At 67.6% G+C, this 24228-nt stretch carries 20 protein-coding genes; 8 read left to right on the top strand and 12 right to left on the bottom strand.

The window, feature by feature from the left end:
- Genes lipE through QRN63_RS08950 form a run of 4 tightly spaced genes read right to left on the bottom strand, consistent with a single transcriptional unit; the run spans position 1 to position 3596 of the window.
- On the bottom strand, positions 1-1245 hold the full coding sequence (gene lipE, locus QRN63_RS08935) for a lipase LipE (RefSeq protein ID WP_285030460.1): 1245 nt from the start codon (positions 1243-1245) through the stop codon (positions 1-3).
- Positions 1242-1751: a peroxynitrite isomerase gene (locus QRN63_RS08940; protein ID WP_285030461.1), complete on the bottom strand. Its 510-nt coding sequence runs from the start codon at positions 1749-1751 to the stop codon at positions 1242-1244. Before QRN63_RS08940 ends, lipE begins: the two co-directional genes overlap by 4 nt.
- Positions 1752-1756: 5 nt before the next feature.
- Entirely contained in the window at positions 1757-2383 is a 627-nt protein-coding gene (locus QRN63_RS08945; RefSeq protein ID WP_267319696.1) for a class I SAM-dependent methyltransferase, read from the bottom strand.
- Between the two features lie 37 nt (positions 2384-2420).
- The gene (locus tag QRN63_RS08950; protein ID WP_285030462.1) at positions 2421-3596 is read right to left on the bottom strand and encodes an Rv1490 family membrane protein; all 1176 of its coding nucleotides are present in this window, start codon (positions 3594-3596) and stop codon (positions 2421-2423) included.
- Positions 3597-3631: 35 nt separating this feature from the next.
- Here QRN63_RS08950 and QRN63_RS08955 point away from each other — a divergent pair, with 35 nt between their 5' ends.
- Together QRN63_RS08955 and QRN63_RS08960 are read left to right on the top strand one after the other, a co-directional pair.
- Positions 3632-4420, top strand: a complete 789-nt coding sequence (locus QRN63_RS08955; RefSeq protein ID WP_285030463.1) for an acyl-CoA thioesterase — start codon at positions 3632-3634, stop codon at positions 4418-4420.
- A gap of 22 nt (positions 4421-4442) precedes the next feature.
- Positions 4443-5294 carry a rhomboid family intramembrane serine protease gene (locus QRN63_RS08960; protein ID WP_267319693.1) on the top strand — a complete coding sequence of 284 codons (852 nt, stop codon included), beginning with the start codon at positions 4443-4445 and terminating at the stop codon, positions 5292-5294.
- Here the strand turns inward: QRN63_RS08960 and rpsR are convergent.
- The 4 genes from rpsR to rpmB are packed head-to-tail and all read right to left on the bottom strand — an operon-like array spanning position 5291 to position 6233.
- Positions 5291-5527, bottom strand: a complete 237-nt coding sequence (gene rpsR / locus QRN63_RS08965; protein ID WP_410506142.1) for a 30S ribosomal protein S18 — start codon at positions 5525-5527, stop codon at positions 5291-5293. The genes QRN63_RS08960 and rpsR overlap by 4 nt on opposite strands.
- The gene (rpsN, locus tag QRN63_RS08970; protein ID WP_285030464.1) at positions 5524-5829 is read right to left on the bottom strand and encodes a 30S ribosomal protein S14; all 306 of its coding nucleotides are present in this window, start codon (positions 5827-5829) and stop codon (positions 5524-5526) included. The genes rpsR and rpsN overlap by 4 nt, the downstream gene beginning before the upstream one ends.
- A gap of 2 nt (positions 5830-5831) precedes the next feature.
- Positions 5832-5996, bottom strand: a complete 165-nt coding sequence (rpmG, locus tag QRN63_RS08975; protein WP_285030465.1) for a 50S ribosomal protein L33 — start codon at positions 5994-5996, stop codon at positions 5832-5834.
- Entirely contained in the window at positions 5997-6233 is a 237-nt protein-coding gene (rpmB, locus tag QRN63_RS08980) for a 50S ribosomal protein L28 (protein ID WP_285030466.1), read from the bottom strand.
- A 103-nt stretch (positions 6234-6336) separates the two neighbouring features.
- On the opposite strand from rpmB, the gene mrf reads away from it, so the two are divergent.
- The 3 genes from mrf (at position 6337) to QRN63_RS08995 (ending at position 9946) form a co-directional block, all read left to right on the top strand.
- The gene (mrf, locus tag QRN63_RS08985; RefSeq protein WP_267319689.1) at positions 6337-7524 is read left to right on the top strand and encodes a ribosome hibernation factor-recruiting GTPase MRF; all 1188 of its coding nucleotides are present in this window, start codon (positions 6337-6339) and stop codon (positions 7522-7524) included.
- Positions 7525-7709: 185 nt separating this feature from the next.
- Positions 7710-8846, top strand: coding sequence for an esterase family protein (locus QRN63_RS08990; protein ID WP_285030566.1), 1137 nt, complete (start codon positions 7710-7712; stop codon positions 8844-8846).
- A 50-nt stretch (positions 8847-8896) separates the two neighbouring features.
- Positions 8897-9946 carry a zinc-dependent alcohol dehydrogenase family protein gene (locus QRN63_RS08995; protein ID WP_285030467.1) on the top strand — a complete coding sequence of 350 codons (1050 nt, stop codon included), beginning with the start codon at positions 8897-8899 and terminating at the stop codon, positions 9944-9946.
- On the opposite strand, the gene QRN63_RS09000 is transcribed toward QRN63_RS08995, so the two are convergent.
- Positions 9947-10681, bottom strand: a complete 735-nt coding sequence (locus tag QRN63_RS09000; protein WP_285030468.1) for an SDR family oxidoreductase — start codon at positions 10679-10681, stop codon at positions 9947-9949. It abuts the gene before it with no gap.
- A gap of 288 nt (positions 10682-10969) precedes the next feature.
- Here QRN63_RS09000 and QRN63_RS09005 point away from each other — a divergent pair, with 288 nt between their 5' ends.
- From QRN63_RS09005 to car (QRN63_RS09015), 3 genes are all read left to right on the top strand, one after another.
- The gene (locus QRN63_RS09005) at positions 10970-11893 is read left to right on the top strand and encodes a DMT family transporter (RefSeq protein WP_285030469.1); all 924 of its coding nucleotides are present in this window, start codon (positions 10970-10972) and stop codon (positions 11891-11893) included.
- Positions 11894-11992: 99 nt separating this feature from the next.
- Positions 11993-15517: a carboxylic acid reductase gene (gene car, locus QRN63_RS09010; protein WP_285030470.1), complete on the top strand. Its 3525-nt coding sequence runs from the start codon at positions 11993-11995 to the stop codon at positions 15515-15517.
- Between the two features lie 172 nt (positions 15518-15689).
- Entirely contained in the window at positions 15690-19214 is a 3525-nt protein-coding gene (car, locus tag QRN63_RS09015; RefSeq protein ID WP_285030471.1) for a carboxylic acid reductase, read from the top strand.
- A 56-nt stretch (positions 19215-19270) separates the two neighbouring features.
- On the opposite strand, the gene QRN63_RS09020 is transcribed toward car (QRN63_RS09015), so the two are convergent.
- The 3 genes from QRN63_RS09020 to QRN63_RS09030 form a co-directional block, all read right to left on the bottom strand.
- Positions 19271-20140, bottom strand: coding sequence for a type IV toxin-antitoxin system AbiEi family antitoxin domain-containing protein (locus QRN63_RS09020; protein ID WP_285030472.1), 870 nt, complete (start codon positions 20138-20140; stop codon positions 19271-19273).
- A 98-nt stretch (positions 20141-20238) separates the two neighbouring features.
- Complete coding sequence (locus QRN63_RS09025) at positions 20239-22011, bottom strand: hypothetical protein (RefSeq protein ID WP_350224437.1); 1773 nt, start codon at positions 22009-22011, stop codon at positions 20239-20241.
- A 120-nt stretch (positions 22012-22131) separates the two neighbouring features.
- The gene (locus tag QRN63_RS09030) at positions 22132-24180 is read right to left on the bottom strand and encodes an elongation factor G (RefSeq protein ID WP_285030473.1); all 2049 of its coding nucleotides are present in this window, start codon (positions 24178-24180) and stop codon (positions 22132-22134) included.
- Positions 24181-24228: the final 48 nt, after the last annotated feature.

The raw sequence follows: 24228 nt of genomic DNA on the forward strand, positions 1-24228 counted from the left end.
CTAAGACCTCACCGGGAGCTGCGCGGCGATCGCGTCGAGCAGCGCCGGGTACCGATTGGCTTCGGGATGACCACCGGGCTTGCCGCTGCTGACCACGGCAGCGGCAAGGTTCCGGGCCGGGTCGGCCCATACCGCGATGTTGGTCAGCCCGGTGTGCCCGAAGGCGTCCGGTGCGTTGCGGCCGAACGGGCCGAATCGCTTGGAGCCCAACATATATCCGGTACCCCAGCGCATCGGCTGGAGTCCGACGGCGATGTCGGGTCGCAGGCGCCGGCACGGGGCGGTCGCGGCGCGCAGGGTTTCCGGGCGTAATACCCGCACGCCGTCGAGTTCCCCGCCGCGACAGAGCAACTCAGCGAACCGCGACAGCTCGACGGCATTGGACACCGTGCTCGACGACGGCACCACGCTGGTCAGGAAGTCGGGGGTGTTGCTGAACGGGATGATCTGGTTCGGGGTGCCGCCGACAGCTTTCTTGAACGCGGCGGCCATGGGCGCCGGCAGCGGCTTGCCGGTGACGTGGCTCGGCGCGACCAGCGGAACATCTTCTGGCGCAACGCCGTAATTCGTCCAGCGAAAGCCCAGCGGGTCGAGGATCTCGGTGGCCAGGATGTCCCGGATATTGCGACCCGTTGCCGCCGAGACGATTTCGCGAATCAGCGGACCCCAGGTGAGGCCGTGGTACATGTGCATCAGCCCCGGCCGGTAGATCGGCCGCAGATTCCCCAGCATCTCGCGGGCGTACTCGCTGTCGTTCATCCGCTTGAGGTCCGGCCGCGGCCCGGTGGCCAGCGGAACTCCGGCGCTGTGGGTGACGACATGCCGCACGGTGGTGCGGTCCTTGCCGTGGCTGGTGTACGTCGGCAGGTACTCGCAGACGCGGGCGTCCAAATCGAGCTCGCCGCGTTCGACGAGCATGTGCACGACCGTCGTGCTGATGGCCTTGGCGGCCGAGTACACGCAGAACGGGGTGTCGACCTCGACGGGGATCTTCTCGGCGTCCGCCGGGTCGTCCGGCCCGTTGCCCCAGCCGTGGCCGATCGCGCGATTGAGCACGACCCGGCCGTTCCGGCGCAGGCAGACCTGGATGGCCGGGTGCATGCCGGCCGCGTACCAGTGCCGCGCCGCCTGCCAAACCCGTTCCACCGCTTGCGGATCGACGTCGGTGTGGTCTTCTACGCCGGTGGTCGTCACCGAGTCCAGGTCGGCGGGGACCCGAATCCGACCGGTCTGTGGTTCTGTCATGCGTCCTTCCGATGCAGCACGGCCGCGAGGTGGTGGCGCAGCGGGACGCCCACGGCGGCCATCCGGACGTTGTAGCTCAACGTGTCTTCGTCGAGGCGGAACCAACGGCGCAGGGCGTCAACCTCTTTCGCGGAGTCGGTGCGTCCGATGTCGGTGGTGGCGAGGTCCAGGACGAATTCACCGTCGGTGCTGAGCGTGCCCTGCAGGATCTCGGTGATGCCCGTGGGATGCGCCAGTACCCACTCGATACGGCCGGGCGCGGGGACCCGGAGGTAGCCGGTTTCGGCGTGCAGGGGACGGCCCCGGCCGGCGGAGCCGGCAATTGGACCGGGGTCTGCCGCCCACGTCCTTTGACTGTAGGCCAGAAAGGGCTTGCCGACATGGCCGAACGTGACCTCTTCGAGGTAGTCGAACGAGGCGATGGTCGGGTACTCACCGGAGCCGGTGCCGGCCCAGGTACCCAACAGCGGGGCCAGGACCGCGACATCGGGGTGCAGATCGGGCATGCCGGCTACTTCGTTCCGACGGTCAGCAGGTCGGACACGATGAGCGTCCACACCGGCCGCTTCACCCGGTGCTGCTCGGACACCGTGAACCCGGCGCCCTCGAAGAGCTTCTTCATCTCCGCGGGGGACGGATTGTGGGCCGGGTTGAGGATGTGCGACGACAGCGCGTGCAGCGGCAGCACCTGCCGCGGGCTGATGGTGGTGACGGCCGCGATGCCGCCCGGCTTGAGCACCCGGTGGAACTCGCGCAGCGCGGCCGGCTGATCGAACCAGTGGAAAGCCGACGTCGTCACCACCGCGTCCAGCGCCCCGTCGTTGAACGGCAGCTCCTCGGCAGGGGCGGTGACCCAGTTGACCTTGGCGGACCGGGCCTTGGCCTGGGCCAGCATGCCCTCCGACATGTCGACCCCGGTGACGACGGCATTGAGCTCACGCTCGATGCGGTCGGCGAAAATGCCGGTGCCGCAGCCGATATCGGCGACGGTCAGCGCGCCGTGCGAGCGCAGCTGAGCCAGGACCTCGTCCTGCGCGGGCTGGTAGACGAAGCGCTGCAGCACCTGGGTGTCATAGGCGGGGGCGGCGAAGCCCCAGAAGCGGGTGACAGTGTCATTGAATCCCCGGCGTTGAACCATGACTGTCAGCCTAGGCGGCGAATTCCAGCGCGGGCGGTCAGCCGGGTACCAGGCCCAGCGGTAGCGCAGCGAATGCGCAGACCATCGCCACGAAGGCCGCCCGCGACGGCGGTGGCCGGTCCAGTTCCGGACGGCCACGCAGGTAGAGCAGGGACACGACCGTGACATTCAACGCGATCAGCAGCAGCCATCGGATCCAGTCGAAGGCGGTCGCGAATATGGGGAGATACAGCGCCAGCGCACAGACCGCGCCGGCCCGGCGGTCCCGCAGTTCGCCCAGGAAGTCGCGGATCGGCACACCGGCGACGAAGTGGACGGCGGCGAGGCAGGCCGCCAGACCGACCAGGCCGACCGTCAGTGAGATCACCATCTGGCCGGCACCTCTGGCGGCGACTGTATGAATATCGTCGAGTACCCCGCGCTGATACATGTTCAGGTACGACCGGCAGGCCCAGTCGTGGAAATCACGCGTCGGCAACCGGCCGGTCCGGGCGAAGTTCTGGAAATCAGGAAAGCTCGCCATCATGCGCATGAGCCGGTGCGGCGTCGTCGCGCACAGCCGGTCTGCGACCCCGTGCCGCGTGAGTGCGGTGACGAGGCCGGCCACTGCCAGTCCCGGGAGCACTGCCAACGCTGCGTACCGCCGGCGTTGAGCGGCCGTGAGTCCGTGCGCCAGTACATAGATGGCGAGGACCGCACCCAGCGCGAATTCGAGGGGAATCGCATCGTGCAGGAACGCCAAGACCGCGATGAACAGTCCGTACACCGCACACGACAGTGCCGGTCGGGTGGCGACACCCAGTGCGAGGGCGACCACCGCTGCTGCGCCGAGCAGGTCTGGCCGCGCCGAGAACACCGCGAACGGCACACCGAACGGCAATACCGGCACCAGCAGTGCCAGCATGATCCGGCGTTCCGATCGGCCCGTGCGCACGATGGCGCCGGCAACGGCGGCCAGAGCAGACAGGTACATCGCAGTGATGGTCCACCGCACGGCGCCCGCCCGGCCGAAGAATCCTGCGGCGTCGCTCGGGCCGACGAGTTCTCCCGCAAGGCCACGCCGAATGAAACCGAACCGGTAGTCCGCGAGGTAATACGAGACGAGGTAGTGGTCTACCGGGTGCAGCGCGACGGCCAGCCAAAGGACGCCTGCGGCCCACATGGCGATGCCGATACCCGTGGCCACATAGAGCACAGAGCGGCTGGGGCCCACGGCCAGACCCTACCCGGCGGATACGCTGCGGCCCTATGAGCTCTACTGCGCCCAGCTGGATTGCCCAGCTCCTGGACTTCGCGCGCGACGGTGACACGTTCATCGCGCCGCAGCCGACAGAAGGGCCGGGGCGGTCCCTGTTCGGCGGACTGATCGCCGCGCAGGCGCTGGGTGCGGCCGGCCGTACCGTCGAGCCCGGCAAGCTTCCGCAGTCGCTGCACCTCTACTTCGTCCGCGGCGGTCAGTACGGCGTCGACGTGGAGTTTCACGTGGAACGGACCCGGGACGGCCGGTCCTTCGACACGCGGCGCGTCACCGCGAAGCAGAACGGCAAGACGATCCTCGAGATGATCGCGTCGTTCCATGTTCCCGAACCCGGCGCCGACTGGCAGCGGCCCGAAGTCCGGGGCCTTGAATTCGACGTTTCCGTGCCCAAGGCGCCCAGCCTCACCGCCGCCGACCACTTCGATATCCGCGTGCGGCCCGAAGACGCCGGCGCGTTCGCCGTGCCGCCGTTCTGGATTCGCACCAAGGACGAGATCGAGGACGACGCCCTGATCCGCGCCGCCGCGCTGACCTTCATGTCCGACTTCGGGCCGGTGCCCGTCGCGCGGCCCGACGGCGCCCACCTGCACGACGGATTCGCGGCCAGCCTGGACCACGCGGTGTGGTTCCACCGGCCGTTCGTCCCGCACGATTGGCACCGCTATGAGGTCACGCGGCTCAACAACACCGACTCCCGCGGGCTCGTCACCGGAGCCCTGTACGACACTGGTGGGGTGCTGATCGCCAGCACCAGCCAGGAAGCCCTGTGGCGGCTGTAGTCCCGGAAGATCGCACTCACTGATGACCGTCCCGACGCCGACCTGCTATCGGCATCCGAACCGCCCGACGTACGTGAGCTGCAGCCGGTGTGGCCGCCCGATCTGCCCGGACTGCATGACCGCGGCGGCGGTGGGCCAGCAGTGCCCGGAGTGCGTCAACGAAGGTAAGCGGACGGTGCGGCAGGCCCGGACCCACTTCGGCGGCCGGATTTCCAAGGGCTCACTGGTCACCTACACGCTGATCGCGGTCAACGTGGCGATGTTCGTGCTGCAGCATGCGTCGGTGCAGATGCAGCAGGACCTGGTGCTCTGGCCGCCCGGCGTTGCCGTCTACGGGCAGTACTACCGCCTGGTGACATCTGCCTTCCTGCATTACGGCCTGGCGCACATCGTCTTCAACATGTGGGCGCTGTGGGCCGTCGGACCGCAGTTGGAGCAATGGCTGGGCCGGCTTCGCTTCGGGGTTTTGTACGCGCTCAGCGGCCTCGGTGGTGCGGTCCTGGTGTACCTGCTGTCGCCATTGAATTCGGGTACGGCCGGTGCGTCGGGCGCGATCTTCGGGTTGTTCGGCGCGACGTTCGTCCTCTTTCGGCGGCTGCAGCTTCAGGTCCGTGGCATCGCGCTGCTCATCGTCATCAACCTGGTGATCACCTTCGTACTGCCCGCGGTCAGCGCGCAGGCAATCAGCTGGCAGGGTCACGTCGGCGGGTTGGTCACCGGCACCGTGGTGGCCGCCGTTTTCGCCTATGTGCCTGCACGCCAACGGCTCCTGGCGCTGATCTCGGTGACAACGGTGTTGCTCGTTCTGTTCGTCGGTTTGGTGCTGCTGCGGACACAGCAGCTGCAGACGATGTACGGGATGATCCCGAGTTAGGCGAGCAACGCCATTTCCCGGGCGTTCTTGATCGCGGTGGCGACCTGCCGCTGTTGCTGGACCGTCAGGCCCGTCACCCGGCGCGACCGGATCTTGCCGCGCTCGGAGATGAACTGCCGCAGCACGGCGGTGTCCTTGTAGTCGATGCGCTCGATCCCGAGCTTGGTGAACATGTTCACGGTGGGCCGTTTCGCGTCGGCCGGCCGCCGAACGGTCTTGCGCTTCGCCATCACCAACTCGCTTTCCGGATGCCGGGCAGTTGTCCGTCGTGGGCCAGTTCGCGCACCCGGACCCGGGACAGGCCGAACTTGCGCAGGTGGCCGCGCGGACGGCCGTCGACGGAGTCCCGGTTGCGCACCCGCACCGCGCTGGCGTCGCGCGGCTGGCGGGCCAGTTCGCGGATGGCTGCCGACTGTTCGTCGGCGGTGCTCGACGGGGACTTGATGACGGCCTTGAGCTCGGCCCGGCGCTCGGCGTAGCGGGCGACGGTCAGCCGGCGCTGCTCGTTCTTGGCGATCTTGGATTTCTTGGCCATGCTCAGCGCTCCTCTCGGAAGTCGACGTGTTTGCGGATGATCGGGTCGTACTTGCGCAGCACCATGCGGTCGGGATCGTTGCGCCGGTTCTTGCGGGTGACGTACGTGAAGCCGGTGCCCGCGGTGGACTTGAGCTTCACCACGGGACGGATATCGGTGCGGGACATCTAGATTCGCACCCCGTCCCGCCGGAGCCGCGCGACGACGGCTTCGATGCCGTCACGGTCGATCACCTTGATGCCTTTGGCGCTGACCTGGAGCCGGATGCGCCGGCCTTCCGAGGGTAGGTAGTAGGTCTTGCTCTGGATGTTGGGGCTCCACCGGCGCGAGGTGCGCCGGTTCGAGTGCGAAACCGTGTTGCCGAAACCAGGCTGGCGCCCGGTGACCTGGCAGTGCGCTGACATGTGTCCGCCCTATCGTTAATGAAAATCGTTTTCGACAAGTGTCGATTGCCACTGTAGCGTGACTGTCGACAGAACTGAAAATGATTGTCGATAAGGAGTGGCGATGCGGACGCCGGTGATCATCGTGGCTGGTCAGGGGCCGACCGGTTACGTGACCGAAGAACTACTGAAGGCGCCCGGCACGGTGCTGGTCGAGCATCAGTTCGATGGTCACATCGTGCGCCGTCGTACCGTCAGCGCGCCGCACGGCATCGTCACCGAAACCGAGGCGGCGCTGGAGCTCGCGCACGGCTGCGTGTCCTGCACCGTGCGCAATGACCTGCTGATCTATCTGCGCCTGCTGCACCGGCGCGATGACGTCAACCGGATCGTCGTGCACCTGGAGCCCTGGATGGAGCCGGAGCCCATCTGCTGGGCCATCAACCATGTGCGGGTTCGGGTGGGCCCGGGGTATATCGACGGACCGGCTGCCCGCGATGTCGTGATCGCCGGGGTGGTGACGTGCATCGAGGCCGGTGACTGGCTCACCGACGCGCTGGGCGACGACGAACTGCCCGACGGCCGGACCGTGGCGCAGGTGGCGGTGGGGCAGGCCGAGTTCGCCGACGTGCTCGTGGTGACCCACGCCGAACCTGTGCTGCTCGCGGTATGCCGCCGCCTGGCACCGCGGGCTCAGGTCGTCACCCGACCCGACCTCGTCGAGGACGCCTTGCGCACGCTGTGGCCCGACGCCCGGCTCGGCCGCGCCGATGAGCCGCACGGACCGCTGCTCGCCGGGCAGCCCAGTCTGAAACCTGAAGGGCCCGTTCAGGTCGTCGAGTTCAACGCGCGCCGCCCGTTCCACCCCCAACGTCTGCACGACGCCATCGATCACCTGCTGGACGGCGTGATCCGGACCCGCGGCCGGATGTGGCTGGCGAACCGGCCCGACCACGTCATGTGGCTGGAATCGGCCGGCGGTGGTTTGCGCGTCAGCAACGCCGGTCGGTGGATCGCCGCGATGACCGTCAGTGAAGCGGCCTACCTGGATCGCGAACGGCGGGCCTTGGCAGACCTGATGTGGGACAACGATTTCGGCGACCGGCACATCGCGATGACAATTCTGGTATGCGGCGCCCGCCCCGACGACGTGACCGCTGCGCTCAACGATGCCCTGCTCACCGACGAGGAGTTCGCGGCGCGCGGCGCCTGGGCCGGCTACCCGGATCCGTTCGGGGACTGGCACCAGGAACCGTGCACGCGCGATGACGTGACCGTCGTCGGCGACGGCACCGATCACGGCGTCGCGTGAGTCGTTCTGGACTCGATAGCCAAACGCCTTGGTAACGAGGCGATCACATGGCGAGTTGGTCGAACGGCCCAGCGCGGCCCGGCGTTAGTTTTCACCTCGTGTTGGCGACTCTGATTGGCAAGAAGTACGGCGCGAAACTGCGGCGGCTCGCGGTGGCGGCTGCCGCTGCCCTGACGGTTCCGGCAATGGCGATGCCCGCGGTGGCCCCGCAGGCGCATGCGGCCGCGAAAGCGGTTGAGGTGCTGAACATTCCGTCGCCCGCGATGGGGCGCGACATCAAGGTCCAGTTCCAGGGCGGGGGACCGCACGCGGTCTACCTGCTCGACGGGCTGCGCGCCCAGGACGACGCCAGCGGCTGGGACATCAACACCGCCGCGTTCGAGTGGTACTACCAGTCGGGCGTCTCCATGGTGATGCCCGTCGGTGGACAGTCCAGCTTCTACAGCGACTGGTATCAGCCGGCCACCAATAACAACGGCGTCATCACCTACAAATGGGAGACGTTCCTGACCCAGGAACTGCCCGCCTGGCTGGCCGCCAACCGGGGTGTGCAGCCGACCGGCAACGCCGTCGTCGGCCTGTCGATGTCGGGCGGCTCGGCGCTGACGCTCGCGATCTGGCACCCGGCACAGTTCATCTTCGCGGGCTCGCTGTCGGGCTTCCTCAACCCGTCGCAGGGCCTGTGGCCCACGCTGATCGGCTTCGCGATGAAGGACGCCGGCGGCTTCAACCCGACCCAGATGTGGGGTATCGCCAGCGACCCGGCCTGGAAGCGCAACGACCCGACCGTCAACGTCCGGCAGCTGGTGGCCAACAACACGGCCGTCTGGGTGTACTGCGGCAACGGCACGCCGTCCGATCTGGACACCCCGGGCGACCTGGGCATCCTCTACAGCGCCCAGTTCCTGGAGAACCTGACCATCAGCTCCAACCGGGACTTCCAGAAGGTCTACCAGCAGGCCGGTGGCCGTAACGCGGTCTTCAACTTCCCGGCGGACGGCACCCACAGCTGGGGCTACTGGGGCCAGCAGCTGCAGGCCATGAAGCCGGATCTGCTGCGGGTGCTGGGCGTGGGCGCTCCGGTGCCGCCGCCGCCCGCCCCGGCGCCTGCTCCTGCCGTCGCTCCCGTCGCGCTGCCCGCTCCCGCTCCCGTCGCCGCGGTTCCGGCTGCGGTTCCAGCGGCAGTGCCCGCAGTGGTGCCGGCGGCAGTGCCCGCAGTGGTGCCGGCGGCAGTGCCCGCAGTGGTGCCGGCCGCGGTTCCGGCGCCGGTGGCGCCCGCCCCGGCAGCCACCGGCGGATTGGTGCTCGCGCCGACGGGCTGATTCGGCAAGACTCAGGGGTCGGATTCGACACCTGAAAGGGCGGGACAGCCGTGCAGACCACGATCATCCACGGGCCGGGCGACATTCGATTCGAGGAACGGCCCGATCCGCAGATTCAGTCACCGGGCGACGCCGTGGTCCGCGTGGTGCGGACCTGCGTGTGCGGTTCTGACCTGTGGCCGTACCGCGGCGTGGCGCCGACGCATGCGCCACACCCGATCGGGCATGAATTCATCGGGGTCGTGGAAGCGGTCGGCGCCGACGTCAAAGACGTACGAGTCGGAGATTTCGTCATCTCGCCGTTCACCGACAGCGACGGCACGTGTGTGCACTGCCGCAACGGCATCACCACCTCGTGTGTGAACTTCGGGGTCTGGGGTGGCACCACCAAGACCGGCGAGCCGCTCGACGGGGCACAAGGCCAGTACGTCCGGGTGCCCTTCGCCGACGGCACCCTGTTCAAAGTGCCCGAATCGCCTGATGCAGAACTGCTCCCGCACCTGTTGACGCTTGCCGACGTCATGTCCACCGGTCATCACGCCGCGCGCGCCGGGAACGTGCACCCCGGCGCCACCGTGGTGGTCGTGGGCGACGGCGCCGTCGGGCTCTGTGCGGTGGTGGCCTCGAAACGTCTTGGCGCGGAACGGATCATCGCGATGTCGCGACACGAAGACCGGCAGAATCTGGCACGGGCCTTCGGTGCCACGGACATCGTCGCCGAACGCGGTGATGAGGGGATCGCGGCCATCGAGGAACTGCTCGGCGGTGTCGGTGCCGACTCCGTGCTGGAGTGCGTAGGCACCAAGGATTCGATGCGTCAGGCGCTCGGCGCGGTCCGTCCCGGCGGTTATCTGGGGTTCGTCGGGGTACCGGCCGGTGCGCCGGAATTGCCGATGCGGCAACTGTTCAACACGAACATCCACGTCGCGGGCGGGATGGCCACTGTCCGCCCCTATCTGGACGAACTGTTGCCCGACGTCCTGTCCGGCGCCATCGAGCCCGGCCGGGTCTTCGACCTGTCCCTGCCGCTGGCCCAGGTCGCCGACGCGTACACGGCGATGGATCAGCGCACGGCCATCAAAGTGCTGCTCGAGCCCTGATCATGCGGGTAGGACCAGATGGTCCTCGCCGCCGACGTACACGGTGTCACGCAGGTCGCGCCCGGTAGCAGCGGTGGTGATGGCCGAGGCGAACTCCTCGATGGTCGGCAGCGGTCCTCGGCTGCGGCGCGCGCCGACGGCCGCGGGATCGCGACGCTCGTACAACCTGGCGATGATCGTGCCTTCGATCATGTCGCCCGAGACGATGGTGAATCCGATTCGGCACCTGTCGAATTCGGGCCGGAGTGCCCGGAGTGCGTCTTCGCCGGCGCGCTTGCTGGCGGCGATGGGGGCGTACGCGTCGGGCACCGGCAGGTGCGGGTAGCAGTGCGCCTCGTGGCTGGTGACGAAGACGATCTGGGCGCGGGCGGGCATCAGGGGCAGCGCCAGGTCGACGAGCCGCAGCTGGGCGTCGCGGTTCAGCCGCATCGCGTAGTCGGGTGCGGCGCCGAATTCCAGACCGCCGGACGCGTTGAGCACCAGCGTGTCCAGACGCCCGAACCGGCTGTCGATCCGGTCGATCATGGCTTTGGCCGCGGCGGCGTCGGACACGTCGGCGCCGATCGCGGAGGCCTGGCCGCCGGCGGCCCGGATGCCGTCGACGACGGCATTGGCGCGCTTGGCCTTCTCGCGGTAGTTCACCAGGACGTGGGTGTCGGGTCCGGCGAGCTGCTGGGCCACGGCGGCTCCGATGCCGCGGGAAGCGCCGGTGACGAGAGCGATCCTGGTGTGCATGGCATCGACCGTACCTCAAATCTAAGAAAAATAAGAGTAATTTAAGGTTTCAATAAGTCGAATGGACGGGCTGAGGGTCTGGTTCGTGCCGAGCGCGGGGGCTGACGAGGCGACACGGCAAGCCTGGTCGCACCAAGGCGCACGCTCGGCGGAGTGGTCCGTCGCTCGGTGTAGATGAACGCTCGGTTCGCGAGTGGGACAGATAGTCCCGCTCGACTACCCTTTGGGCGTGATGTTTCCGGTGAGCCCTGTGGCACGGTACGCGGCCACGTTGATCGGGCGTCTCCGTTGATTCAACACGGACTGGTGGTGCTGTTCGCCCTGTGCGCGGCCGTGTGCGCCGCGGTCGGCATCGTGGTGCGCCAGCGCGCCACCATCGATGTGCCGCCCGAGCACGGCGTCAGCGTCGTCATGATCTCGACGTTGCTGAGCCGCCGGCTGTGGTGGGCCGGGACCGGCGCGGCCGTCGCGGGCTATGTCTTCCAGGCGCTGGCATTGGGGCACGGGTCCCTGTTGGTGGTGCAGCCGCTTCTGGTCTCGGCATTGCTGTTCGCGCTGCCGCTGAGTGCGCGCCAGGCGCACCGCCGGGTGACGCGCGGTGAGTGGCTGTGGGCCGGATTGCTCACCATCGGGCTGGCCGGTTTCGTCGTGCTGGCGCGGCCTGAACGTGACGAACACCTGGCCTCACCAGGGGTGATCGTGCTGGTCGCCGCGGTGTGCGCCGCGGTGATCATCGGGTGTGTGCTGTTGGCACTGCGGTGCAGCGGCTGGGCTCGCGCGGTCTTGTTGGCCGTCGGCGTCGGCGTGCTGTTCGGTGTCGTCGCGGTCGTCACGAAGATTTTCATGGCGATCCTGCAGCACCGGGGCTGGCTCGGATTGCTGACGACGCCGGCGCCGTACCTGCTCATCATCTTGGGCGCGGTCGCGACTGTGCTGCAGCAGTCCGCGTTCCACGCCGGCGCGCTCCAGACGTCGGTGCCGACGATGCTCGTGCTGGAACCGGTGGTGGCCGTCTTGCTCGGTGCGCTGGTGCTGGGGGAGGGCTTCGACACGACCGGTGTGGAAGCCGTGGCGCTCGTGGCGTCCATCGGCGCCATGGCGGCGGCGACGATCGCCCTCGGCCGCGACGAGGGTGCGTACGAAACGCAGGCGGGCGCGAAGGCGGCCCCGCCGGTCGCGCCGCCGCAGGTGCAACCGACCCCGGAGCGCTGACCTGATCGGTGTGGTTTGTCACACAGCCAGTGTGGGCATATCGTTAGTTTTGCTAACGTTGTATTTGGCGACGCTGGTGAACTATTTGATGAGGTTGTTATGTCGAACGAAGAAAACGTACTTACCGACGAGCTGACGCAGCGCATCGCCGAACTGTGCGCTACCGACCCCCAACTTGCCGCCGCGCGCCCCCTCGCCGGGGTCGCCGCCGCCCTCGAAGAGCCCGGCATCCGGCTCCCCGAAATCATCCACACCGTCATGGCCGCCTACGCCGACCGGCCCGCGCTCGGTCAGCGCGCCGTCGAGTACGTCACCGACGCCGCCGGCCGCACCGTCGCCCAGCTGCTGCCGCACTACGACACCATCACCTACGGCGAGGCCTGGCGGCAGATCCAGGCCGTCGACAACGCGTTGCTCACCGGACCTGACGCCGTCGCCGCCGGCGACCGTGCCGCCATGCTCGGCTTCACGAGCGCCGAATTCACGATCATCGACACCGCCCTTGCGCGCGCCGGCGTCGTCGCCGTTCCGCTGCAGACCAGCGCGCCCGCCGAGCAGCTGCGCCCGATCCTTGACGAGACCGAACCCCGCGCGCTGTTCGCCGATGTGAAGTTCCTCGACGACGCCGTCGAACTGGTTCTGGGCGCCGGCGCCGCGCTGACGCGCGTCGTCGTATTCGACCACCACGCCGAGGTCGACGACGAGCGCGAGGCCGTCGAACGGGCGGCGACCCGTCTGGCCGAGCGTGGCGTCGCTGTCGAGACCTTCGCCGAGATGGTGGCGCGCGGCGCCGCGCTGCCGGCCGTCGAGCCGGTGATTTCCGCGGACCCCGACCCGCTGCTGGTACTGATCTACACCTCCGGCAGCACCGGCACCCCCAAGGGCGCCATGTACCCCGAGCGCCTCGTCACCAACGCCTGGCGGAGCGGCCTGACGCATCAGCAGCCCGCGCTGCCGTCGATCGTCCTGAGCTTCCTGCCGATGAGCCACATGATGGGCCGCGGCTCCGTGTACCGCACGCTGGCCCACGGCGGCACCGTGTACTTCGCCGCCAAGAGCGACCTGTCCACCCTGCTGGAGGACATCGCACTGGTCCGGCCGACGCAGATGACCTTCGTGCCCCGGGTGTGGGAGATGATCCACCAGGAGGTGCAGAGCGAGGTCGACCGCCGGGCCCTGGACGGTGTCCCCGAGCAGCAGGTGCTCGACGAGCGGAGCCTCAGCCTGATCGGCGGACGGCAGCTGGTCGCGATGACGGGGTCGGCGCCGATCTCGCCTGAGCTCAAGGCCTGGGTGCAGAAGTTCCTCGGGCTGGAGCTGATGGAGGCGTACGGCTCGACCGAGGCCGGCGGCGTCATGGTCAGCGGCCATGTGAGCCGTCCCCCGGTGCTCGACTACAAGCTGGTCGACGTACCCGAACTCGGTTACCTGTCAACCGACCGTCCGCACCCGCGTGGCGAATTGCTCCTGAAGTCAACGGATTTGATTCCCGGCTACTACAAGCGGCCCGACGTCACGGCCGATGTGTTCGACGCCGACGGCTTCTACCGCACCGGTGACATCGTCGCCGAGCTGGGCCCTGATCATCTGCAGTACCTCGATCGCCGCAACAACGTGCTGAAGCTGGCGCAGGGCGAGTTCGTGACGGTGTCCAAGCTGGAAGCCGCGTTCGGCACCAGCCCGCTGATCCGCCAGATCTACGTGTACGGCAACAGTTCTCGTTCGTATCTGCTGGCCGTGATCGTGCCTACTGCGGAAGCTCTCAGTGGCGTCGGCGATCCGGAGGCGCTGCGCCCCGAACTGGCCGACGCCCTGCAGGCGGTGGCCCGCGAGTCCGGGCTGCAGTCGTACGAGGTTCCCCGCGACTTCATCATCGAGACCGAACCGTTCTCGCTGGAGAACGGGCTGCTGACCGGCGTCCGTAAGCTGGCCTGGCCCAAGCTGAAGGCCCGGTACGGCGCCGAGCTGGAGCAGCTGTACACCGAACTGGCCGAAGGGCAGGCTGCCGAGCTCCGTGCGCTGCGTGCACTGCGCGCGTCCGACGCGCCGGTGCTCGAGACCGTCCTGCGTGCTGTCAGTGCCACACTCGGGGCGGCCGGTTCCGAGGTCACGGGCGACGCCCACTTCACCGACCTGGGCGGAGACTCATTGTCGGCGTTGACCTTCGGCAACCTCCTCGAGGAGATCTTCGAAGTCGAGGTGCCCGTCGGCGTCATCGTCAGCCCGGCCACCGACCTGGCCGGGGTGGCCGCCTACATCGAAGGGGAGCGCACGCCGGGCAGCAAGCGGCCGACGTTCTCCACGGTGCACGGCAAGAACGCCACCGAGGCACGGGCCGCGGACCTGACGCTGGACAAGTTCATCGATGCCGAGACATTGGCCGCCGCGCCGTCACTGCCGGGGCCGGCCCCCGAGGTCCGCACCGTATTGCTCACGGGCGCAACCGGATTCCTGGGCCGTTACCTGGCGCTGGAGTGGCTGGAGCGGATGGACCTGGTCGACGGCAAGGTGATCTGCCTGGTGCGCGGCAAGTCCGACGCCGATGCCCGGGCCCGTCTCGACGCGACGTTCGACTCCGGTGATCCGAAGCTGCTCGCGCACTACCAGGCGCTCGCCGCTGACCACCTGGAGGTCATCGCGGGTGACAAGGGTGAAGCCAATCTGGGCCTGTCTCAGGAGGTTTGGCAGCGCCTGGCCGACGACGTCGACCTCATCGTGGACCCGGCCGCACTGGTCAACCACGTGCTGCCGTACAGCGAGCTGTTCGGACCCAACGCGCTGGGCACCGCCGAGCTGATCCGGATCGCCCTGACCACGCGGATCAAGCCGTTCGCCTATGTCTCGACCATCGCGGTCGGTGGCGGGGTCGCGCCCGGTGCATTCGTCGAGGACGCCGACGTGCGCGTCATGAGCGCTGTCCGCTCGGTCGACGACAGCTACGCCAACGGTTACGGCAACAGCAAGTGGGCCGGCGAGGTGCTGCTGCGGGAGGCGAATGATCTTTGCGGACTGCCTGTTTCGGTGTTCCGCTGCGACATGATCCTGGCCGACACGACGTATGCGGGGCAGCTGAACCTGCCCGACATGTTCACTCGCATGATGTTCTCGCTGGTGGCCACCGGTATCGCGCCGTACTCGTTCTACGAGCTCGGCGCCGACGGCAAGCGGCAGCGGGCCCACTACGACGGGCTGCCGGTCGAGTTCGTCTCCGAATCCATCTCGACCCTGGCCGTGCAGGTCGCAGCCGGTGAGTCGGACTCGACCTTCGAGACGTACCACGTGATGAACCCGTACGACGATGGCATCGGCATGGACGAGTTCGTCGACTGGCTGATCGAGGCCGGGTATTCCATTGCCCGCGTTGATGATTACGCCGACTGGCTGGCCCGGTTCGAGACGGCCCTGCGTGGTCTGCCGGACCGTCAGCGTCAGGCGTCACTGCTGCCGCTGCTGCACAACTACCAGCAGCCGAGCTACCCGGTGCCGGGGTCCATCGCCCCGGTGGAGCGCTTCCGGGCCGCGGTTCAGAACGCGAAAATCGGTGCGGACAAGGATATTCCGCACATCGGTGCGCCGGTGATCGTCAAGTACATCACCGATCTGGAGCTGCTCGGGCTGCTCTGACTCCGGGGATTTGTGCACGATTTTCCGCGATGGCCGCGGAAAATCGTGCACGAATCACAGGGAACTGGCAGGAAATCGCCGGAACAACGGCGGCCGCGCCAGCGTCATTCAATTAGTGGGGATGCAACGGGGCGTACCCATTCGAGATTTCGATTTTTCGTGAGGTTTCTTCATGTCGATTGACCATGCCGAAAGCGCTACTGACGAGCTCGCCCGCCGGATCGCCGACCTAGCCGCCAATGACCCGCAGTTCGCCGCTGCCGTGCCACTGCTGTCCGTGGCCCAGTCGGTCGAGAAGCCCGGCATGCGCCTGCCCGAGATTGTGAAGACCGTTCTCGAGGGCTATGCCGACCGGACCGCGCTGGGACAGCGCGCCGTCGAGCTCGTCACCGAGAACGGCCGCACCGTGGCGAGGCTGCTGCCGAAGTACGACACCATCACCTACGGCGAGCTGTGGGACCGCATCCGCGCCGTCGCCGCCGCGCTGCACGCCGACGGCGTGAAGGCCGGCGATCGCGTCGCGATCCTGGGCTTCACCAGCACCGACTACACCGTCATCGACACCGCGCTCGGGCAGATCGGCGCCGTCTCGGTGCCGCTGCAGACCAGCTCCGCGGCGTCGTCGCTGCTGCCGATCGTCGCCGAGACCGAACCGGTCCTGATCGCGGTGAGCGCGGACTACGTGGCCGACGCCGTCGAGCTCGCGGTCGGCGGCCCCGCACCTGCCCGGTTCCTGGTGTTCGACCACCACGCCGAGGTCGACGACGAACGCGAGGCCATCGACCTGGCGCGGGCGGCATTCGCCGAAGCCGGCCTGAACGTCACCGTCGAGACCTTCGCCGACGTGCTCGGCCGCGGGCGCAACCTGCCGTCCGCCCCGACCCCGGTCTTCGAGGAGGCCGACCCGCTGGCCCTGCTGATCTACACGTCCGGCTCGACCGGTGCGCCGAAGGGCGCGATGTACCCCGAGAGCAACATGACGAGCTTCTGGCGGCGGGCCAGCACGGCGTGGTTCGGCCCCAGCGAGGCGTCCATCAACCTGGCGTTCATGCCGATGAGCCACGTCATGGGCCGCGGCATCCTGTACTCCAGCCTGGCCAACGGCGGCATCGTCTACTTCGCCGCCAAGAGCGACCTGTCCACTCTCCTCGAAGATTTCGCGCTGGCGCGGCCCACCGAGCTGAACTTGGTGCCCCGCGTCTGGGAGATGCTGTACCTGGAATTCCAGAGCCGTGTCGACAAGCTGGTGCCCGCCGGCGCCGGTGAGGCCGAGCGCGACGACATCGAGCAGCAGGTGATGGCCGACATGCGGCAGAACCTGATCGGCGGCCGCTACATCAAGGCGATGACCGGCTCGGCGCCCATCACCGATGAGCTCAAGGCGTGGGTCGAGAAGTTCCTCGGTATCCACCTACTGGAGGGCTACGGCTCGACCGAGGCCGGCATGGTCTTCTTCGACGGCGTCATCCAGCGCCCGCCGACCCTGGACTACAAGCTGGTCGACGTCCCCGATCTGGGCTACTACCTGACCGACCAGCCCTACCCGCGCGGTGAGCTGCTGGTGAAGACCCAGTACCTGTTCCCGGGCTACTACAAGCGGCCCGAGGTCACCGCGAGCGTGTTCGACGAGGACGGTTTCTACCGCACCGGCGACGTCGTCGCCGAGATCGGCCCCGACCAGATCCAGTACGTCGACCGGCGCAACAACGTGCTGAAGCTGGCGCAGGGCGAGTTCGTCACGCTGGCCAAGCTGGAAGCGGCGTTCAGCAACAACAGCCCGCTGGTCCGGCAGATCTACGTCTACGGCAACAGCGCGCAGCCGTACCTGCTGGCTGTCGTGGTCCCGACCGAAGATGCCCTGGCCCGTTGGGATTCCGCCGAACTGAAGCAGCGGATCAGCGATTCACTGCAGGAGGTCGCCAAGGCCGCCGAGCTGCAGTCCTACGAGATTCCCCGTGACTTCATCATCGAGACCGAGCCGTTCTCGCTGGAGAACGGGCTGCTGACCGGCATCCGCAAGCTGGCCTGGCCGAAGCTCAAGGCGCACTACGGCCCGGCGCTGGAAGACCTGTATGTGAGTCTGGCCGCGGGACAAGCCGACGAGCTGCGGCAGCTGCGGCAGCACGGCGCCGACGGCCCGGCCCTGCCGACCGTCATCCGGGCGGCGAGCGCGCTGCTCGGCGCCTCCGGCGAGGTGTCGGCCGACGCCCACTTCACCGATCTCGGTGGAGACTCCTTGTCCGCGTTGACCTTCGGCAACCTGCTCGAGGAGATCTTCGGCGTCGAGGTCCAGGTCGGCATCATCGTCAGCCCCGCCAACGATCTGGCAGCGCTGGCCGCCTACATCGAGAACGAACGCAGTGGCGGCGCCAAGCGACCCAGCTTCAGCTCGGTGCACGGCAAGAACGCCGTCGAGGTGCGCGCGGCAGACCTGACGCTGGACAAGTTCATCGACGCCGCGACGTTGGCCGCCGCGCCGTCACTGCCGGGGCCGGCCGCCGAGGTGCGGACCGTATTGCTCACGGGCGCAACCGGATTCCTGGGCCGTTACCTGGCGCTGGAGTGGCTCGAGCGGATGGACCTGGTCGACGGCAAGGTCATCGCCCTGGTGCGCGCCAAGTCCGACGAAGAGGCCCGGGCCCGTCTGGATGCCACGTTCGACTCCGGTGATCCGAAGCCGCTGGCGCACTACCAGGCCCTCGCCGCTGATCACCTCGAAGTCATCGCGGGCGACAAGGGCGACGAGAATCTCGGTCTGTCGCAGGAGGTTTGGCAGCGCCTCGCCGACGAGGTCGACGTCATCGTCGACCCGGCCGCGCTGGTGAACCACGTGCTGCCCTACAGCGAGCTGTTCGGCCCCAACGCGCTCGGCACCGCCGAGCTCATCCGCATCGCGCTGACCACCCGGCAGAAGCCCTACATCTACGTCTCCACCATCGGCGTCGGTGACCAGCTGACGCCGGGCACGTTCACCGAAGAGGCCGACGTGCGCGTGATGAGCCCGGTGCGTGCTGTCCACGACGGCTACGCCAACGGTTACGGCAACAGCAAGTGGGCCGGCGAGGTGCTGCTGCGGGAGGCGAATGATCTTTGCGGACTTCCGGTTTCGGTGTTCCGCTGCGACATGATCCTCGCGGACACGTCGTACGCGGGGCAGCTGAACCTGCCCGACATGTTCACCCGAATGATGTTCTCGCTGGTGGCCACCGGTATCGCGCCGAAGTCGTTCTACGAGCTGGACACCGAGGGCAACCGGCAGGCCGCGCACTACGACGGGCTGCCCGTCGAGTTCATCGCCGAGGCCATCGACACGCTGGGTGTGCGTCCCGCGGGCGAGTTCGTCACCTACCACGTGATGAACCCGCACGCCGACGGACTGGGCATGGACGAGTTCGTCGACTGGCTGATCGAGGCCGGGTACTCCATTGCCCGCGTTGATGATTACGCCGAATGGCTGGCCCGGTTCGAGACCACCCTGCGGGCCCTGCCCGACCGGCAGCGCCAGGCGTCGCTGCTGCCGCTGCTGCACAACTACCAGAAGCCCGAGCACCCGCACAACGGGTCCATCGCGCCGGTTGTCGTGTTCCGCGAAGCGGTGCAGGAGGCCAAGCTCGGCCCGGACAAGGACATCCCGCACGTCACCGCGCCGGTGATCGTCAAGTACATCACCGACCTGCAGCTGCTCGGCCTGCTCTGACACCGGGATTTGTGCACGATTTTCCGCGGTCGCCGCGGAAAATCGTGCACAAATTTTCAGGCGGCCTGCCTGAAACGCAGGGCACTCCGTATTTCGGCGAGCACCCGGTCCGGATACTCGGTCAGATCGAGCCACGTGAACCGCAAGATCTGATAGCCCAGCAGCGAGATGATGTTCTGCCGCTTGCGGTCGTTCTCGAAGTCGTCGGCACTGCTGTGAAAGGCCCAGCCATCGACTTCGATGGCGAGTTTTGCTGCCGGAAACACGACGTCGACCTTGTATCCGGCAACGGGACAGTTGGCTTTCCATCCCGTGATCTTGTTGCGGCGCAATAGTTTTATGAATAGGCGTTCAGCTTGAGAGCGGGCCCCGTCTTCGGCGGCCAGCAACAGTATCCGAGCCGCAGGCGATCCGTGTCGTCCTTTGTTGCGCAGGTGCGCGTCCCAGAGTTTCTTCAGCTCGACGTGCCGCTGCAACGCAGTGTCCATGAGTTTGGCGCCACCCCCACGCCGCGTCGCGGCTTCGATGACGGTCAGTGGGAGTGCGGTGACACGCAGTCCGCCGCGTTCGATGATGTCCTGCGGCAATAGATCGCGGCGGCGGACCCGGATGCCGTCGCGCTTGCGATGATTGCTGACCTTCGGCACCGTGACTTCCACCGTCTCCGGCGGATAGTGCGTGACGCCCAGCCACCACGCGGCGGCCAGTCCGCTGGCGGTGGCCGCTGGGCCGTAGGACCAGACTGCACACCGTACGCGGGCCGCATCGCTGAATGCACGATCGTCAACGAAGAACACTCCGGGGGCGCATCGCAGCCAGTGGCCGGAGCGGACTCGGCGGCTGATGGCGTCATCGCTGATCCCCGCAGTCAGGGCTTGGGCACGGGTGATTACGCCATCGTGGCGGCGAAGGTATTCGTCAAGCACACAGATTCGGACGTACGCGGCGGCCCCGCGGTTCCATCAAAGGGGATTTGTGCACGATTTTCCGCGCCTGCCGCGGAAAATCGTGCACAAATCACTGGTTACGGGGCGATCAGGACACCGGCATCGGATGCGGCGTGCTGCAGTTCGTAGATGTCCAGGTCACCCCAGTCGTTGATCGCCCCGGTGTAGGAACCCAGCCAGGGCACCACGCCGGGATCCGGTGCCACACCCAGGTTGTAGGCCTGCATACCGGGCAGGTGGTGCTCGAAGAAGTTACCGAGGATGTCGACGGCGAAGACGATGTCGTTGATCGGGTTCGGGCCCCACAGCGCGGACGCGTTGAACAGCGGGTTCACTGCCTCCGGATCACCGATCATCACGATGTTGCCGTAGTGCGGCTTGCTGCCGCCGGTGGGGTCGTAGGCCGGCATGAACGGCTGCAGGCCCGGCAGGTCGGTGGCGAAGTACGCCGCGGTGTCACCGTAGGTCTCGACGTTGACGAAGTTCGAGTTGATGCCGTTGCCCGGGACCGAGGTGTTCAGTCCGGGGCCTTCGAAGCCGATGCCGCCGCGGCCCGTCTTCTGCGCGACGAACTGGGCCTCCCAGCCACCCAGTGAGTGACCGGTGACGAAGATGTCGTCGGTGGTGTAGCCCTGCGCGAGGGCCGCTGCTTCGACCTTCCGCTCGAACGCCAGCGAGTCCCAGAACGCCTGCGGCGTGGTGTGGGTGAAGATGATCTGCGTGTCCGTGAAGATCTGCGACAGCGCGATCAGCGGATGGAACAGCAGATTGGTCCCACCCGTCGTGCCCTGGTAGGCGACGATGATCTGGCCTTCGGGCGTCACCCACGCCTTGCCGACGGCGCCGGACAGCGGGTTGAAGGTCTGCATCTGAAAACCGTTGACGGTGAACGGCTTCAGATCACCCGGCTGGGCGCCGAGCACGTAGGCGTTGGCCGAGGCATTCAGGAACTGCTCGACTGTCGGGGTGTCACCACTGGTAGGGCCGGTGTAGGTCAGCTCCGGGACGACGGGCGCCGCGGTGGGGGTCTTGCTCAGCCCCAGCATGTCCTCGATGCGGCGGAAGCCCGCGAACAGCGCCTCGGAAATGGGCGACCAGTTGAACGGGCTCTTCGGGCCGCTCTGCGAGACCGTCAGGTCCAGGACCTGCAGGACGGTGTTGATGATGCGTCCGGGCAGCTGGATGATCTTCGCGATCGGGTTCAGCGGCTGCGGTGGTGTCGGCGTCGTCAGGGTGCCGACGGTGTTGGTGGTCGAGGCCAGGGCTGCGAGCCGGGTGGTCGGCGCGGGGGTCTTGGCCGGTGCGGGGGTGCCGGCGACGGTTGGCGCGGTGGCTGCGGGGGAGCTGACCGTCGCGTCCTTGGCCGGGGCGCTCGAGGTGGCGGGCTGGAGCTTCGGTGCCTTCTTGCCGTCGCCGGCGGGCTTGGCCGAATCGGAACCCTTCTTCGCCGGTTTGGCGGCGGGCTTGGGATCGGGCTTGGCCGCGGGCTTTGGATCCGGTTTGGCTTCCGGATCCGCACCTGACTCGGGGTCGGTGGCCTTGGTGTCGGTATCGGTGGCCGTGTCCTGCTTGGGGTCCGGTTTGTCGGACTTGTCCGTGACCGTCCCGGCCTGGCCGGCGTTCTTACCGGGCTTCTTGTCCTTCTTGTCGGTTTTCGCCGGCTTGGGTTTGGCCGGGCCGGGCTTCTGCGGTGCCGACTGGCCGGCCGAAGTGCCCGGCGAGTCGGTCGTCCCGGTTTCGGCCCAGGCCACGTGCTGGCTGGTCGCCGCAGCGATACCCATGGCGGCGGCGAGCACGGCCAGGCGGTACCGACCGGATTTATGCAGACTGAGCCCCGACTGTGTCCCCACCGGTGTCCCCTTTGACATCCCTGGTGCCCGCCTGCGCGCGCACGAATGTGACGACACTATGACATCGAGTGATGTCAGTCACGATCAGGTTTGCCGAAGTCGTGGATCACGGTGGCGAGATCAGCGCACCCGCGCCGCGACCGCCTCGGGCATCGGTTCGTATCGGGCGAAAGTGCGGGTAAAGGACCCGGCTCCGTGGGACAGCGACCGCAGTTCGATCGGGTACCGGGTCAGCTCGATCTCCGGAATCTCGGCGTCGATGCCGGTGCACGAATCGCCGGCTGTGTCGGTGCCCAGCACACGGCCGCGCCGCCCCGACAGGTCACTCATTACCGCGCCGACCATCTCGTCGGGCACCACGATGTGCACGCTGTCGATGGGTTCGAGCAGATTCACCGACGCGGCGGCAGCGGCCTCACGGAGCGCCAACCCGCCCGCCAGCTGGAAGGCGTAGTCCGACGAGTCGACGCTGTGCGCCTTGCCGTCCAGCAGCGTCACCCGGATGTCGACCATCGGATACCCGCAGATGCCCCGATCCATCTGGGCGCGAACGCCTTTCTCCACGCTCGGGATGAACTGCCGCGGCACGGCGCCACCGACGACCTTGTCGACGAACTCGAATCCGGCCCCCTCCGGAAGCGGTTCGACGGTGATGTCACACACCGCGAACTGTCCGTGCCCGCCGGACTGTTTGACGTGCCGGCCGTGGCCTTTCGCGTTGCCGCCGAACGTCTCTCGCAGCGGGACGCGCAATTCCGTGGTGTCGACGGCGACGCCGAATCGCCGTGACAGCGCGTCGAGGACCACCGCGGAGTGGGCTTCACCCATGCACCACAACACGATCTGGTGGGTCTGCGGGTTCTGCTCGACACGCAGTGTCGGATCCTCGGCAGACAGCCGGGCCAGCCCCACCGACAACTTGTCCTCATCGGTCTTGGCGTGCGGAACGATCGCCATGGGGAGCAGCGGCGCGGGCATGGTCCACGGCCGGCACACCAGCGGGGAAGCCTTGTCCGACAGGGTGTCTCCCGTCTCGGCGCACGTCAGCCGCGCGATGGCGCAGATGTCGCCGGCGATCACCTCGGTCGCCGGGCGTTGTTTGCGGCCCAACGGAAACGACAGCGCGCCGACGCGCTCGTCGTCGTCGTGGTCCTCGTGCTCGGCACATCCGGCGGCGGGATCGGCGAACGAATTGAAATGGCCCGACACGTGAACCGTCGTGTCGGGCCTGATGGTGCCGGAGAAAACCCGGACCAGACTCACCTTGCCGACGTACGGGTCCGACGTCGTCTTCACCACCTCTGCCAGGAGCGGTGCGGCGGGATCGCAGGCGGGCGCGGGCCTTTCCACGCCGGCCGGGGTGAACACCTGTGGCGGCACATGCTCTGGGGGAGAAGGGAACCCGCGGGCGATGACGTCGAGCAGTTCGGCGGCCCCGGTGCCCGTGGTGCTACACATCGGGATCACCGGGAAGAACGAACCGCGGGCCACCGCGCGCTCGAGGTCGGCAACCAGCACCGCGTTGTCGATCTGCTCGCCGCCCAGGTACCGCTCCATCAGCGTCTCGTCCTCGGACTCCTCGATGATGCCCTCGATCAGGGTCGCGTCGTCCGCGAGCAGTGAGACGAGTCCGTCTCCCTCGGGCAGGTACAGCGGAATCACCTTGTCCCCGAACGACTCCTGCGCCGACTGCACCGCCCCGGCGAACGTCGCGCGGGCGTGGTCGAGTTTGGTCACCACGACGGCTCGCGGCACCCCCACGTCGGCGCATTCGCGCCACAACGCCTTGGTGGCAGCGTCCACCTCATCGTTGGCCGCCATCACGAACAATGCGCAATCGGCAGCCCGGAGCCCGGCCCGCAGTTCGCCGACGAAATCGGCGTAGCCAGGGGTGTCGAGCAGATTGATCTTCACCGGCCCGTGCTGAAGTGAGGCGAGCGTCAAGCCGACCGACCGTTGCTGCTCGACTTCGGCCGGCTCGTGATCGGACACCGTGGTGCCGTCGAGCACCGTGCCGGCTCGCGTCAGCACGCCCGCATGGAGCAACAGGGCCTCGACCAGAGTGGTCTTGCCGGACCCAGATGGCCCGACCAGGACCACATTTCGGATCGCGGCCGGACTGTCCGCACTGGGCGCGGCTCCGGATGAGCTATTCGACTTGTCGGCCATGGCGTGCCCCTATCGACGACTCACGTCAACCATGCTCCTGTCGCGACG

The sequence above is a fragment of the Mycolicibacterium sp. lyk4-40-TYG-92 genome, from assembly GCF_030209435.1.
Taxonomy (GTDB): Bacteria; Actinomycetota; Actinomycetes; order Mycobacteriales; family Mycobacteriaceae; genus Mycobacterium.

What these genes read in the sequence shown, in the direction of transcription:
- lipE (WP_285030460.1), bottom strand. Translation starts at nt 1,245, where the DNA reads ATGACAGAACCACAGACCGGTCGGATTCGGGTCCCCGCCGACCTGGAC.
- QRN63_RS08940 (WP_285030461.1), bottom strand. Translation starts at nt 1,751, where the DNA reads ATGCCCGATCTGCACCCCGATGTCGCGGTCCTGGCCCCGCTGTTGGGT.
- QRN63_RS08945 (WP_267319696.1), bottom strand. Translation starts at nt 2,383, where the DNA reads ATGGTTCAACGCCGGGGATTCAATGACACTGTCACCCGCTTCTGGGGC.
- QRN63_RS08955 (WP_285030463.1), top strand. Translation starts at nt 3,632, where the DNA reads ATGAGCTCTACTGCGCCCAGCTGGATTGCCCAGCTCCTGGACTTCGCG.
- QRN63_RS08960 (WP_267319693.1), top strand. Translation starts at nt 4,443, where the DNA reads ATGACCGTCCCGACGCCGACCTGCTATCGGCATCCGAACCGCCCGACG.
- rpsN (WP_285030464.1), bottom strand. Translation starts at nt 5,829, where the DNA reads ATGGCCAAGAAATCCAAGATCGCCAAGAACGAGCAGCGCCGGCTGACC.
- rpmG (WP_285030465.1), bottom strand. Translation starts at nt 5,996, where the DNA reads ATGTCCCGCACCGATATCCGTCCCGTGGTGAAGCTCAAGTCCACCGCG.
- rpmB (WP_285030466.1), bottom strand. Translation starts at nt 6,233, where the DNA reads ATGTCAGCGCACTGCCAGGTCACCGGGCGCCAGCCTGGTTTCGGCAAC.
- mrf (WP_267319689.1), top strand. Translation starts at nt 6,337, where the DNA reads ATGCGGACGCCGGTGATCATCGTGGCTGGTCAGGGGCCGACCGGTTAC.
- QRN63_RS08990 (WP_285030566.1), top strand. Translation starts at nt 7,710, where the DNA reads ATGGCGATGCCCGCGGTGGCCCCGCAGGCGCATGCGGCCGCGAAAGCG.
- QRN63_RS09000 (WP_285030468.1), bottom strand. Translation starts at nt 10,681, where the DNA reads ATGCACACCAGGATCGCTCTCGTCACCGGCGCTTCCCGCGGCATCGGA.
- car (WP_285030470.1), top strand. Translation starts at nt 11,993, where the DNA reads ATGTCGAACGAAGAAAACGTACTTACCGACGAGCTGACGCAGCGCATC.
- car (WP_285030471.1), top strand. Translation starts at nt 15,690, where the DNA reads ATGTCGATTGACCATGCCGAAAGCGCTACTGACGAGCTCGCCCGCCGG.
- QRN63_RS09030 (WP_285030473.1), bottom strand. Translation starts at nt 24,180, where the DNA reads ATGGCCGACAAGTCGAATAGCTCATCCGGAGCCGCGCCCAGTGCGGAC.